The 13,422-nt window shown below is 63.8% G+C and carries 13 protein-coding genes and 1 pseudogene; all 14 read right to left on the bottom strand.

All coding sequences use genetic code 11. The features are described from left to right. Positions 1-225: pseudogene (locus G454_RS19945) on the bottom strand (ISLre2 family transposase); the annotation flags it as partial. A gap of 146 nt (positions 226-371) precedes the next feature. Then, the gene (locus tag G454_RS0116295) at positions 372-557 is read right to left on the bottom strand and encodes a capping complex subunit for YIEGIA (protein WP_027719414.1); all 186 of its coding nucleotides are present in this window, start codon (positions 555-557) and stop codon (positions 372-374) included. A 9-nt stretch (positions 558-566) separates the two neighbouring features. Continuing rightward, positions 567-1,460: a YIEGIA family protein gene (locus G454_RS0116290; RefSeq protein ID WP_027719413.1), complete on the bottom strand. Its 894-nt coding sequence runs from the start codon at positions 1,458-1,460 to the stop codon at positions 567-569. 13 nt (positions 1,461-1,473) lie between these two features. Beyond that, complete coding sequence (gene spoIIP, locus G454_RS0116285) at positions 1,474-2,748, bottom strand: stage II sporulation protein P (protein ID WP_027719412.1); 1,275 nt, start codon at positions 2,746-2,748, stop codon at positions 1,474-1,476. Continuing rightward, positions 2,745-3,458 (bottom strand): DUF1614 domain-containing protein, encoded by a 714-nt coding sequence (locus G454_RS19940; protein ID WP_035108174.1) that lies wholly within the window; start codon positions 3,456-3,458, stop codon positions 2,745-2,747. The genes spoIIP and G454_RS19940 overlap by 4 nt, the downstream gene beginning before the upstream one ends. 119 nt (positions 3,459-3,577) lie before the next feature. Then, entirely contained in the window at positions 3,578-5,632 is a 2,055-nt protein-coding gene (locus tag G454_RS0116275; RefSeq protein WP_245574440.1) for a bifunctional 4-hydroxy-3-methylbut-2-enyl diphosphate reductase/30S ribosomal protein S1, read from the bottom strand. After that, entirely contained in the window at positions 5,629-6,219 is a 591-nt protein-coding gene (locus G454_RS0116270; RefSeq protein WP_211230145.1) for a lysophospholipid acyltransferase family protein, read from the bottom strand. The genes G454_RS0116275 and G454_RS0116270 overlap by 4 nt, the downstream gene beginning before the upstream one ends. Continuing rightward, complete coding sequence (cmk, locus tag G454_RS0116265) at positions 6,219-6,896, bottom strand: (d)CMP kinase (RefSeq protein WP_027719409.1); 678 nt, start codon at positions 6,894-6,896, stop codon at positions 6,219-6,221. Before cmk ends, G454_RS0116270 begins: the two co-directional genes overlap by 1 nt. A 50-nt stretch (positions 6,897-6,946) precedes the next feature. Further along, positions 6,947-8,239, bottom strand: a complete 1,293-nt coding sequence (gene aroA, locus G454_RS0116260) for a 3-phosphoshikimate 1-carboxyvinyltransferase (RefSeq protein WP_027719408.1) — start codon at positions 8,237-8,239, stop codon at positions 6,947-6,949. Next, a complete protein-coding gene (locus G454_RS0116255; RefSeq protein ID WP_027719407.1) occupies positions 8,236-9,333 on the bottom strand; it encodes a prephenate dehydrogenase in 1,098 nt (365 codons plus the stop codon). Before G454_RS0116255 ends, aroA begins: the two co-directional genes overlap by 4 nt. After that, positions 9,318-10,361, bottom strand: a complete 1,044-nt coding sequence (gene aroF, locus G454_RS0116250; protein ID WP_027719406.1) for a 3-deoxy-7-phosphoheptulonate synthase — start codon at positions 10,359-10,361, stop codon at positions 9,318-9,320. Before aroF (G454_RS0116250) ends, G454_RS0116255 begins: the two co-directional genes overlap by 16 nt. Before the next feature lie 213 nt (positions 10,362-10,574). Then, the gene (aroF, locus tag G454_RS19935; protein ID WP_051276634.1) at positions 10,575-11,405 is read right to left on the bottom strand and encodes a 3-deoxy-7-phosphoheptulonate synthase; all 831 of its coding nucleotides are present in this window, start codon (positions 11,403-11,405) and stop codon (positions 10,575-10,577) included. Further along, positions 11,392-12,231: a tryptophan synthase subunit alpha gene (gene trpA, locus G454_RS0116240; protein ID WP_027719405.1), complete on the bottom strand. Its 840-nt coding sequence runs from the start codon at positions 12,229-12,231 to the stop codon at positions 11,392-11,394. Before trpA ends, aroF (G454_RS19935) begins: the two co-directional genes overlap by 14 nt. Further along, the gene (trpB, locus tag G454_RS0116235; RefSeq protein ID WP_425387454.1) at positions 12,212-13,420 is read right to left on the bottom strand and encodes a tryptophan synthase subunit beta; all 1,209 of its coding nucleotides are present in this window, start codon (positions 13,418-13,420) and stop codon (positions 12,212-12,214) included. Before trpB ends, trpA begins: the two co-directional genes overlap by 20 nt. Positions 13,421-13,422 lie beyond the last annotated feature (2 nt).

Here is a 13,422-nt window from a genome sequence, read left to right as displayed (position 1 = left end):
CTTTACTCGAAAACCAACTACCTCCCAGGTACTCCGGTCACGTTCGCGCATCAGACGCTCATCCATTTGTTCCAGGGCCCAGGTAAGAATTTGGTTGCACACCTTCTGGCAAAGTTCGTGAATGCCTCTCTCAAGCTCATAAAAATCCTTGCTCTCACTGATTAACTTAATCAGACCAGTGACAAAAAGAAGGACTGCACCCACTATGTGGCGAATGTCTAACATGAGACCTCACACTCCTTTAGCTTGAGTTTTGGTGGTTTTTTGGGAGCGAGGTCTCATTTCTTTTTCAAGGGGCTTATTCCTTTCTGGCGCCTACTGAAATTTTACACGGCCGAAGGTCCTTTTGTAAGGGAAGGCGTGTGCCGGAACTAGTGCCGCGCTATGATGTACACGCCGTTTTCCAGGTCGTGCACCATGGCATCTAGGGCCCTGGCTAGGTAGCGGGCTATCCTCTCCCGTTCTTCCGGGCTGCGGGCAAAAAAAATGGGGGCACCCCCGCCTACCAGGCTCATGTCTTCCGTAACCACCGCCAGGATGCGCGCATCAGTGCTCACAAACCCCACCTACCTGCGCGCGGCAAGGCGCCCGGCCTGTGCCTTGAGGGGCCGGGCCCGCGCGCTTTCCAGTACGGGCGTGCGCTTGACGGCCATGACCAGCGCCTCCGCGTCCCGCTCGAGAGGCACGGTGAAGAGGCCCACCGTTCCCGTTTCCGGGTCGATGCGGGCCAGGGGGGTCAGCTCCGGCAGGTCCACGTCCTTTTTGGTGCCCAGGAGAAGGGCCACCGTGTGGGCCATGGCCTGCCGCTGCCCCAGGTCGCAGACGGTAGCCCGCGCGTCGGCGTTTGCAGGCTTCACCAGCACGGCCAGCCCCTCCCGGGCAATTTTTTCCCTTACTTCCGGCAGGCCCACGTTTATAAAGCTTATGTCCTCCACCATGAGCACGGGGCCCTTAAACCATATGCGCGCGGGAACCACCTCACAAATGTCCCCGATGCTTTCCCCGGCCATGAAAGCGCGCACAAAGACCAGGGTGAGGGCGGCCATAAGCACGGCTGCCGGGGTCTTGCCCAGCTGGTAGGCAATGCTGGTAAAGAAGGCACAGGCCATGGTCAGGTAATTGCGGGCCTCAAAAGTACGGGCAATGCCCTCTATGTAATCGCTGCCCCTTTTGACCAGCTCGTTCTCGTCCAGGCGCTCCAGCGTCTTCCTCTCCATGCCCCTTACTTCCCGGAACTGCTGGGCGGCCAGGGCCAGAAAAGTTACCGCCGTGTAGTCCTGCTCCAGGATGGCCGGCACGGCCACCGCGCCCAGGGCGGAGGCAATAAAGCCCAGGGAAAGGTGGGTAATGTAACCGTGCGGGTAGCCGGGGTACTGGCGGTAGTCGAGGTAGAGGGTGAGCACCCGGGAAACCGTTCCCGCCAGCACCCCGGCCACGATGGTACCCAGGTGCGCGTCCACGACCGGCCACCCCTCAATCGCGGCGTATTTCTTCCAGGCGCTCGCGGGCTTCCCTGTTCTCGGCAGGGTCGCCGCGTCCCGGTACGGTGGCCTTTTCCCGCACCTCGAGCTTCCCTTTCATGCGCAGGCGGCGCAGGACGGGAAGGCCGCCGAGCTCCTGCCCGAAAAACCGGCCCAGCCTCTGCCTGGCTCTTTCCCAGCTCCCGGCGCTGACCAGGAGAAAGGCTCCGCCGCCAAGGAGGGTGAGGGCCAAAAGCCAGGCCAAGGCCTTGTAGCTTCCGGGAGTCTTGGCCGTCCGGTCCGTAATGGGCTTGGGGGCCCCGGGAGGCGCGGGTCCGGTAATACCCAATACCGCCGGTACGGCGTCGGCCAGGAGGGCAATGCCCCGCTCGGCCTCTTCCCGGCTGTTGGTGTGGGTCCCTGCCTCAATGAGGAGGGCGGTGGGCATAAGGTCCTGGTTGTAGTTGCCGGCGGCCAGGAAGATCTCTTTGACGATGGGGTTGTGCACGCTGTTGGCGTAGGACATGAGCCTTTTGGCAAAATCCAGGTTTGCCTGCATGCGCGGGTTTTCCCGCCCCACCACCAGCCTCGTCTGGGCCACATTTTGCTGCGAGACGATGCGGCGGTAATAGCCGGGATCGACCACGCCGTCCCGGTGCACGTCAAAAAGGGCCAGGGGATTGGCCTGCATCAGGCGCACCGCCGTGCGGCGCGAGCGGTAATAAGCGTTGTCGTCATGGGGGTCGTGAGGGGTCCTATCGTATTCCACCCGCAGGCCCTTTTCCGTAAGCTTGCCGACCATCCTCTCTCCGACGCGGTAGATCCCCCCCTTAAAGGGGATGGATTCGGAGCCGTCGGAAGGAACGTAAGATTCGTCGCTGTGGGTGTGGTAAATGCCCACCGGCTGGGCAGGAGCGGGCGCTTTGGCTGCGGGTATGGCCAGCTGCCGGTAGAAATCCCGGTAGGCCAGGAGGTCCTCATCCATGCCCAGGAAACGTGCCACCGCTTCCTCTCCCCGCACTTTCACCACCCGGTAGTGGCGGCCGTCGGCAGCAAAAATCTCGTCTCCTACCGTTACCCGGCGGGAAACCTGGCTGACGACCTGCCCGCTTTCGTCCCTTATGGTGTACACCCGGCCCACCAGGTGGTCGCCCTCTCCCTCTCGCCCGAAAAGGAAGTTCCAGGACCACGCGGGAACAACCGGGTTCCGCACAAACGCGGCCCAGGCAAGCAGCCCCGCCAGCATCAGGCCGAGGCCGAGGGCCATCCTGCACCTCTTGCCCTTCACTCTTCATCCCCCCCTTTGCCTAAATCCGGTTTGCGCAGGGCCCGGAGCAGGGGCTCCGGGCGGCCTCTCACCGCCGGCCCGCCCTGCAGCCGCTCCCGCACCTCACCCACCACCTCGGCCAGGAGCACGGCCAGTATACCGGCCAGAACGATGGCGTCAAAGGCACCGGCTCCCCCTATGGCCACCCTGCCGGCAGGAGCGCCGCGCGCGAGCAGCCACAGGTAGTAGCCGATGTCCATGGCCAGCAGGCCCAGCGTGGCGGAGACAAAGGCCCCCCGCCGGGAACGCCCGGCCAGGTAGCCCACCACACCCCCCACCAGGGGGTAAAGCCAGAGGGCATCCAGGACCTCGTACCTTCCGCCGGGCTCCGGCAGTCCGCGCATGATCAGCGAGCCCACTACATACACCGCCAGGGCCGTGACCGCCGCCCCGGCGAGGGCGCGCGCGCGCTCCCTGGCTGTACCGGCCTTCACCAGGAGGTATACGGCCAGGCCCAAGGGTATCAGGCCCCCGCCCACGTTTACCGTAACGGGATAGCGGGCGCCGGGAACAGGCAGGTCAATAAAGCTGCCGATAATCATGGCCACGATCACCGCCAGGGCACCGCGGTCGGAGAGGCGCATGCGGTCTAAGGCCCGGTGGGCAAGGCCGATAAAAATGAGCAGGGTAACTATTACCAGCGCCGTGATGCCTACGGGAAAGCCGGTCATTTTCTAACCTCCCCTACCGTGCGATTTCTTTTTTAGCCTGCCCCGGGCAGTCCTAAATATGCAAAATAAACAAGGCGGTGCCTTTTGCGGGCACCGCCCGAGCCAAAACCTCTCACGGGTTACTTTTCAAAAAGATCCCCGACCACTTCGCCAATGGTAATCCGCTCGCCGCCCTCGCCCGTCTGGTACCTGGGCTCCCTGGAGCGCTCCCTCTTGCCCCTGCCCCGCGGCGCGGGCCTCATGGAGAGGCGGATGCGCTTTTCAGCAGGGTCGACGCTCAGGACCCTTACCTCCACCTCGTCTCCTTCCTTAACCACCTCGTCGGGAGTTTCCACGCGGCGGTCGGCCAGCTGGGAAATGTGCACCAGCCCTTCCACGCCGGGCTCGAGCTCCACAAAGGCGCCGAAGGGCGCCAGCCTGACCACTCTGGCCTGCACGGTGCTGCCCACAGGGTACTTTTCCGCCACCTTCTCCCACGGGTCGGGAAGGAGTTGCTTCAAGCCCAGGGAAACCTTTTCGTTTTCCCTGTCTACCCGCAGCACTTTAAGCTCCAGCTCGTCGCCGATATTCACCACATCGGAAGGGTGGCTGACCCGGTGCCAGGCCATCTCCGAAACGTGAAGCAAGCCGTCTATGCCGCCAATGTCCACAAAGGCACCGAAGTCGGTAATGCGGCGCACCACGCCGCGCACCACCTGGCCCTCCTGCAGTTCCTCCAGGAGCGCCTTTCTCCGCTGCGCTGCTTCTTCTTCCAGGAGGGCCTTGCGGTTTAAGATCACCTTGCGGCGGCCACGGTTGAGCTCCGTTACCTTGGCCCGAATGGTTTGCCCTACGTACTTGCCGAGGTCCTCGACATAGCCTATTTCCACCAGGGAAGCAGGCAGGAAGGCGCGCACGCCTACGTCCACAATCAGGCCGCCTTTAACCACTTCCCGTACGACGCCTTCCACCGGCCGGCCGGTGTTAAAGCACTCCGCAAGCTCCACCCAGGCCCGGGCAGCATCCGCCCGCTGCTTGGAAAGGACGGGCCGGCCTTCGTTGTCCTCGGCCTTGATGACCACCGCCTCAATTTCATCGCCAACCTTCACCACTTCCTCCGGGTGGGCTACCTGGCAACAGGAGAGCTCCCTGGCGGGGATAACTCCTTCCGCCTTGGCGCCCACGTCCACCAGGACCTCATCGGGGGCTACGTGAACCACCATGCCCCTCACCACCTGGCCGGGGCGAAGGGACTTTACTTCCACTGCTTCCCTCATGGACTCGGCGGCAGTTTCCTCGCCGCTGGCCCCGTTAGCGGCCACGGGCTCGTTTGCGCCCACCATTTCGCCCAGTTCTTTCATGCGCTGCTCTACCTCCTCAATGATCCAGTCAGGAGTGGATGCCCCTGCCGTTAAACCGGCTACCTTTACCCCCTCAAACCAGCGGGGAGAGAGATCCCGGGCAGTTTCCACCTGGTAGGTCGGTACACCTGCCTGCCGGCACAGGGCCGCTAGCTTTCGCGTGTTAGCGCTGGCCGCCCCGCCAACCACCACCATAATTTCCACTTTCCTGGTTAGCTCCAGGGCGGCCCTTTGCCTGGCCTCGGTGGCATGACAGATGGTGTTATACACCTGTAAATCCCCGCTCTTCTGCCGCAGGACATCCACCACTGCCTGGAAATTGGCCAGCGGCTGAGTGGTCTGGGCCAGAACAGCCACCGAAGGAGCCCCCGGCAGCTCGCGAGCCTCCTCCGGGCTTTCAACCACCACCGCCCGCCCACCGGTCCAGTCCACAATACCCTGTACCTCGGGATGATCCCTGTCTCCCACCACGACCACCAGCACCCCGCTGGCGGCCAGGCGGTGAGCCAACCTCTGTGCCCTGCCCACAAAGGGGCATGTAGCATCCACTACCTTCAAGTTTCGTTCTCGGGCAGCGGCCAGGACGGACGGGCCCACCCCGTGGGAACGGACAATGAGCTTTCCTCCCGGCGCCGCCTCCTCCACCCGGGCTATTTCCAAAACTCCCTCCCGGGCCAGCCTCTCCATCACCTGGGGGTTATGAATCAGCGGGCCCAGGCAGTAAACGGGTCCATCCCGCTCCTTCACCGTAGCCAGGGCAAGATCCAGCGCCCTCCTTACCCCGAAGCAGAAACCGGCTTTAGCCGCCCGCAGCACCTGCATGGGAAAAATCACCGTTCTTTATCCATGAGTCTCTTGATCTCCTGCATGATTTCCCGGCTTACGGCTTGATAATCCCGCCGGCCAAAGGCCTCCCCATTCCCCGCAAAGTAAAGGGGCTTGCCCACGCGCACCCGCACCCTGCCGAATACCCCGGGAGTGTTGAGCAGGGCCATGGGCAACACCGGCACTTTCGCTCGCAGAGCCAGCATGGCCGCTCCCCGGTGGGGGTCTAACAGCGTACCCGTCTTGCTCCTGGTACCCTCCGGGAAAATGCCCACCACCTTGCCCTCCTCCAGCAGCTCCAGGGCCCGCCTTATGGCCTGGCGATCACCACTTCCCCGCTGCACGGGAAAGGCACCCAGGGCACGGATAACGGCTCCCAGAAGCGGTATTTTAAAGAGGTCGGCTTTGGCCATAAAATGAACCTGGCGCCCCAACGCACAGCCCACCACCACCGGGTCCCAGTAGCTGGCGTGGTTGCTCACTACCAGGACACCCCCGGTGGGGGGCAGGTTCTCCGCGCCCTCCACCTTCCAGCGCCTCAAAAGGAGCAGCACGAGGCGGCAGACAAGGCGGGCAAAGCGGTAGAACAGGGCCATCACCCCCCCAGGACCCGGGCGGTAATCATCTCCACCACTTCCTCGGCGGTAAGGCCGGAGCTGTCGATAACCCAGGCGTCGGGAGCAGGCACCAGCGGCGCCACCGGTCGGGAGCGATCCAGGCGGTCCCGTTCGGATATTTCCTGCACCAGCCGCTCCAGGTCCACGCGGTAGCCCTGGGCAAGCAGGTCCTGCTGGCGCCTTCTCGCCCGTTCCTCAGGGGAGGCGGTGAGGAAAACCTTCAGCTGGGCGTCGGGCAAAATCACCGTCCCCACATCCCGACCTTCCATGACCACGCCCCCCCACTGCGCGGCCATCTCCCGCTGCCAGCGCACCATGAGCTCCCTTACGCCGGGAACCCTGGCGACGAGAGAAACGCTGCGGGATACCTCCGGGCTGCGAACGGCTTCGGTGACGTCCTCCCCTTCCAGGAAGACGCGCACTCCACCGCCGGAACATGCAGGGGTCAGGGTTATGTGCGTTCTCCTGGCCAGCTCCACCAGCGCCTCCTCGTCCTGGAGGTCGACGCCTTCCCTGAGGGCCTTTAGCGTGAGCGCCCGGTACATGGCGCCGGTATCGACGTGCAGGAGGCCTAGCCGGCGGGCCAGCATCCTGGCCACGGTGCTCTTTCCTGAGCCAGCCGGGCCGTCAATGGCAATCCAGAGGCGCGGACGCATACCCTTAATACTTCGACACTGCCCCATTTTTTCCTTCCCGTCCACCAGGCTTAGTCTACCCGCAGGGAATTTAAAATAACGACAAAACCGGGGAAGGAAACGTCCACACATGCGGTGTCTTGAACTTGCGTTTTGCCCCTGGCCACAAGCCCGGCCACGGCCATGGCCATGGCCACCCGGTGGTCCCCGTGGCTTTGCAAAACGGTGCCGGTGAGGGGGCGGCCCCCTCTTATCCGGAGGCCATCTGACATAACCTCCACCTCGGCCCCAAGTTTTTTAAGCCCGGCAGCCACCGTTTCCAGGCGGTCGCTCTCCTTTACCCGCAGCTCACCCGCATCTTTAATCACCGTTTCCCCCTCTGCCAGGGCACCGGCCACGGCCAGCACGGGTATTTCGTCAATGAGCCGGGGGATAATTTCCCCGCCGATGGTGACCCCCGTAAGCCGGGAGTGGCGGATCCTGATGTCGGCCACCGGCTCGTTCCCGAGGTAACCGCGGTTAGATATTTCTATATCCGCCCCCATTTGTTTTAGAACCTCTATAATGCCGTCGCGGGTGGGATTTATTCCCACCCCGCGCACGGTGACGTCGGAACCCGGCACTACTGCCGCCGCCACCATGAGAAAGGCCGCCGAGGAGATATCGCCCGGGACCACCACCCGGCAACCCGCAAGGCCTTGCCCTCCCCTGATGCAGAGGGTATTGCCCTCCCTGCGCACCTCTGCCCCGAACTGTTCCAGCATGCGCTCGGTGTGGTCCCTGGTGGGCACCGGCTCGGTTATGCGGGTTTCGCCGCGGGCAAAAAGGCCGGCCAGGAGAAGGGCCGACTTCACCTGGGCGCTGGCCACGGGAAGGGTATAGCTGATGGCCTCCAGCTCGCCCCCCTGCACGGCCAGGGGAGCAAACTTTCCTCCCTGGCGGCCCCAGATGCTCGCGCCCATGCGGGACAGGGGCTCCACCACCCGCCCCATAGGGCGGCGGCGCAAGGAGGCATCCCCGGTTATAACGCTGAAAAAGGGGCACCCGGCCAAAACGCCCAGCAAAAGCCTCATTGTGGTGCCGGAATTGGCCGCATCCAAGACGTCCGCGGGCTCCCTTAAACCCCGCCTGCCGCGCCCGTGCACCACCAGGCAGCCCTTTTCGTCGGGTCCCTCAAAGGTAACCCCCATGGCGGCCAGGCACCTGATGGTGGCCAGGCAGTCGGCCCCGGCAAGGAAGTTCTCCACCCACGTTTCGCCCTCGGCCAGGGCGCCCAGCAGTGCGGCCCGGTGCGAGATGGACTTGTCGCCGGGCACGGAAACGCTTCCCTTTAAAGCCCTGGGAGGGGTTATTTCCCAGTTCACTCCCTTTTCACCACCTGGTAACCGGCCCCGCGCAATATGCTTGTGGCCTGTTCCTGCTCTGCGGGCGTGGCAAAGGCCAGGCGTATGGAACCTCCCTCGCCCTCGCGCACCCGCAGGATCTCGATATCCGCGATATTAATGCCGGCCTGCCCCAGCTGGCCGGTAAGCCGGGCAAGCATTCCCGGGCGGTCGGGCACGGCCACCACGATCTCGTACATGGCCGGCAGGTAGCCGCGGGCCCGGGCGGGGAGGGCATCGCGGAGCTTTTTGGCTTTCTGGAGCAGGTACAGGATCTCTTCCTCTCTACCTTCCCGGATGGCCTTTTCCAGACGCTCGAGCTGTGCCCGGAAGCAGGCTAGGGCCTCTAAAACGGGCTGGGAGTTGGTAAGGAAAATGTCCTTCCACATCTGCGGGTTGCCGGAGGCCACACGGGTGGTATCCCGGAACCCCCCGGCGGCCAGGGAAAGGCAGCTCTCCCCGTGCGGAGCCTCGGCCAAAACGTTGGCCAGGGCTACAGCCGCCAGGTGGGGAAGGTGACTGATAAGGGCCACAGCGGTATCGTGGAATGCGGGATCCATCTCCACCACCCTTGCCCCCACGCCCTCGGCCATGGCGCGGACCTTACCTAGCGCCCCCCCGGGCGTGGCGGGGAGAGGGGTTAAAATGTAGTAGGCGTTTTCAAAGAGGTAAGGGTCGGCGCCGGCCATGCCCGCCTGTTCGGAGCCGGCCATGGGGTGACCCCCGACAAACCAGCTGTGGGAAGGCATGGCTTCGGCAGCGCGCCGGCATACAGCCGCCTTCGTGCTGCCCACATCGGTGACCACCGTCCCCGGGGAGAGCATCCTCCCTATGGCCGGGAGGAGTTCCAGCACTTCCATCACCGGCACGGCCAGCACCACCACCTCGGCCCCGGCCAGGCCCTCGGCCAGGCCGGCAGCAGCGCGGTCAATTGCCCCCGCCTCTATAGCCAGGAGCAGGTTGTGCGGGTTTTTATCCACTCCCACCACCTGCCCGGCCAGGCGGCGGCGGCGCAGTGCCAGGCCCAAGGACCCGCCTATTAAGCCCACACCCACAATAGTTACCTGCACGAACACGGCCCGGCCCCCCCACCCAGGCGGCGGCCCATCACCTCTGCCACGCGGGCCAGTTCCTCCATCATCTGGCGGAAGTTTTCCGGCGTCAGGGACTGGGGACCGTCGCAAAGGGCCTCCGCAGGGTTAGGGTGGACCTCGACCAGCAACCCGTCGGCCCCGGCGGCAATGGCCGCCCTGGCCATGGCCGGCACAAAACGCCACTTGCCCAGGCCGTGGCTGGGGTCGACCACCACCGGCAGGTGGCTCAGGTACTTAACCACCGGGACGGCGGAAAGGTCCAGCGTGTTGCGGGTGTAGGTTTCAAAGGTGCGGATGCCCCGCTCGCACAGGATTACCTGGTGGTTGCCCCCGGACATAATGTACTCGGCGGCCAAGAGCCACTCTTCAATGGTAGCCGACATGCCCCTCTTCAAGAGCACCGGTTTATTTATCCTGGCAACCTCCCGCAGGAGGGTAAAATTCTGCATGTTGCGGGCGCCAATCTGCAGGATGTCGGCGTACTCCGCCACCAGGGGCAGGGAGCGCGTATCCATGACCTCGGTGACGATTTTCAGCCCGGTAAGCTCCCTGGCCCTGGCCAGTATCTTCAAGCCCTCTTCCTCCAGGCCCTGAAAGGAGTAGGGGGAAGTGCGGGGCTTAAAGGCGCCCCCGCGCAAAACGGTGGCCCCGGCAGCTCTCACCTGCACGGCCGTCTCCAGCAACTGCTCCTCGCTCTCTACCGCGCAGGGGCCGGCCATGACGTGAACCTCCTCTCCCCCGATGACCAGGTCGCCGACGGGAACCAGGCTGTTTTCCGGGTGAAAGGCACGGCTGGCCAGCTTGTAGGGCTGGAGCACAGGCACCACCTTTTCCACCCCGGGCATGGCCTCCAGGGCCATGTCGAAAAGCCGCGTGCGGTCGCCAATGACCCCGATGATGGTGCGCTCCACGCCGCGGGAAAGGTGCGCCTGAAAGCCGTTCTTTGTCAGGCGCTCCACCACCGCCCCTATTTGCTCCTCGGTGGCTTCCTGCTGCATGATGACAATCATGAAACCTTCCCTCCCGTCCTTCTGTCCTGCCTTATATTTTGTGTGCAAAACTAAAAAGAGGGGATTTTACAACCCCACAAAGAAACAAGAACTAGAAAAACCCTAACCAAAGCGGCAAAAACTCACCTCCTATCCGTCCCACCGTCCTGCCGGCACAAAAAACTGGCTACACTGCAATCTTAACACAAAAAACAACGCCAAAACAACTGTTTTTTACAGGGGGCCGGGAATTTCCCGGCCCAAAGAGCGGGCCAGAGAGCGCAGCCCGGCCAGCAGGTCCTCCAGTTCGGCCACCGTAAGGGACTGGTAACCGTCGGAAAGGGCCTTTTCCGGGCAGGGGTGTACTTCAATCATCAGGCCGTCGGCCCCGGCGGCTACGGCTGCTCTGGCCACCGGCCCCACCAGGGAACGGCGACCGGTGCCGTGGCTGGGGTCGGCAATAACCGGCAGGTGGGAAAGCTCTTTGGCCGCCGGGATGGCGTTAATGTCTAGGGTGTTCCGCGTGTAGGTTTCAAAGGTGCGGATGCCCCGCTCGCACAGGATTACCTGCTGGTTGCCCTCGGCCAGGATGTACTCGGCGGCCAAAAGCCACTCTTCAATGGTGGCCGCAAACCCCCTTTTCAGCACCACCGGGCGCCGCACCCGCCCCACCTCTTTGAGCAGGCCAAAATTTTGCATGTTGCGGCTGCCGATCTGTAGGATGTCGCTGTACCGCAGCACCAGGTCCAGGTAGCGCACATCGGTAACCTCGGTAACCACGGGAAGCCCGCTGGCCTCCCGCGCCCTGGCCAGTATTTTTAAGCCCTCTTCTCCCAGGCCCTGGAAAGAGTAAGGGGACGTGCGCGGCTTAAAGGCCCCGCCCCGCAGGGCGTGCACGCCCAGCCTCCTCAGTTCCAGAGCCAGGCCGATTGTCTGCTCCTCGCCCTCCACCGCGCAGGGACCGGCAATGACGGCTACCTGGCCGGCACCCAGGCGGCAGGTTCCCAGATCAATGACGGTGCCCTGCGGGCGGCTTTCCCTGCCGGCCAGCTTATACCCCGGCAACTTCCAGTCCCCCCCAGAACTGCCTTAAGGCTTCCTTTATCTCGCACACAAACAGCTCCACGCGGCGCGCCAGGGCCTCCCTCTCCCCTACCGGCACCCCGGCGGCCATGGCCACCAGCGCGCTGCCCACCACCACCGCGTCGCAGTAAGGCGCCACCCGCCGCGCCTGGAAGGGCCCGGCTATGCCAAAGCCCACGGCACAGGGCAGCCGCACGTGCCGCCTTACACGGAGCATAAAGTTCTCCAAATCAGGCGGAATTTCCTCCCGCGCCCCGGTAACACCGGTTACCGAAACGCAGTAAACAAACCCGCGGGCCACATCGGCAATGGCCGCCAGGCGCGCCTCCGTGGTGGTGGGCGCCACCAGGGGAACGAGGGCCAGACCCCGGCTGTCGGCATGGCGCAGCAGCTCCCCGCACTCCTCCAGGGGGAGGTCGGGGACGATCAAGCCGTCCACCCCCGCCGCAGCCGCATCTCTGGTGAAGCCACCCGGGCCGTACCGGAAAATAGGATTGTAATAGCTCATGAGAATTAAGGGGACCTGCACGCGCTGCCGCACGTCCGCGCACATTTCCAGAATTTGCGCCACCTTTACCCCTCTGGCCAGAGCCCGCGCGTAGGCTCCCTGGATCACCGGCCCGTCTGCCACCGGATCGGAAAAGGGAATGCCCACCTCCACCATATCGGCGCCTGCCTCCACCGCCGCCTGGACCAGCAAGGCGGTGGTCTCCAAGTCCGGGTCCCCGGCAGCCAGGTAAACAATGAGCCCCTTTTCTTCCCTTTCGCGGAGGCCGTTGAAGCACTCCTCAATGCGTCGGCAGCCCATTCTTCTCCCCTCCCAGCACTGCGGCCACGGACTGCACGTCCTTGTCCCCGCGGCCCGACAAGTTGACCACCACAATGGCATCTCTTGGCATTTCCCCGGCCAGCCTGACGGCCTGCGCCAAGGCGTGGGCGCTTTCCAGGGCGGGGATGATCCCTTCGGTACGCGCCAGCAGTAAGAATGCCTCCAGGGCCTCCCGGTCGGTCACGGCGGTATAGGTAACCCGCCCCGTTTCCTTTAAATAGCTGTGCTCGGGGCCCACGCCCGGGTAGTCCAGGCCGGCAGAAATGGAGTGGGCAAGCTGGATCTGGCCGTCTTCGTCCTGGAGCACATAGGTTTTTGCCCCGTGCAGGATACCCGGCCGGCCGCAGTTCAAAGTAGCCGCGTGCCGTCCCGTCTCCAGGCCTTCTCCTGCCGCCTCCACCCCCACCAGCCTCACCCCCTCATCCCCCAGGAAGGGGTAAAAGATGCCCATGGCGTTGCTTCCCCCGCCCACGCAGGCCACGATCACGTCGGGCAGCCTCCCTTCCAGTTCCAGAATCTGGCGGCGCACTTCTTCGCCGATTACCCGCTGGAAATCCCTCACCATGACGGGGTAAGGGTGGGGGCCGGCTGTGGAGCCCACCAGGTAATGGGTGGTACGCACGTTGGTTACCCAGTCCCGCATGGCCTCGTTCATGGCGTCCTTCAGGGTGCGGCTGCCGGCCCTCACGGGGACGACGCGTGCCCCCAGGAGGGACATGCGGAAAACGTTTAAGGCCTGCCTGGCCATGTCTTCTTCCCCCATGTAGATAACGCACTCCAGGGCAAAAAGGGCGGCTGCGGTGGCCGTAGCCACCCCGTGCTGGCCGGCTCCCGTTTCGGCAATGACGCGCTTCTTGCCCATACGCCTGGCAAGCAAGATCTGCCCCAGCGTGTTATTGATCTTGTGCGCCCCGGTGTGATTTAAATCCTCTCTCTTTAGATAAATGCGCGCCCCCCCGCATTGCGCTGTCAAGCGGCGGGCAAAGTACAGGGGTGTGGGGCGCCCGGCGTAGTGCACGAGATAGTAATCCAGCTCCTTCCAAAAGGAAGGGTCCTGCCGGGCCTCTTGGTAGGCCGCGGCAAGCTCCTCCAGCGCCGGCATGAGGGTTTCGGGGACAAAGCGCCCGCCAAAAGGACCGAAGTAGCCTCTCTCGTCCGGCAACGACACCG

The organism is Desulfovirgula thermocuniculi DSM 16036 (assembly GCF_000429345.1).
Taxonomy (GTDB): Bacteria; Bacillota; Desulfotomaculia; order Desulfotomaculales; family Desulfovirgulaceae; genus Desulfovirgula; species Desulfovirgula thermocuniculi.
This window is presented reverse-complemented; position numbering and strand designations above follow the sequence as displayed.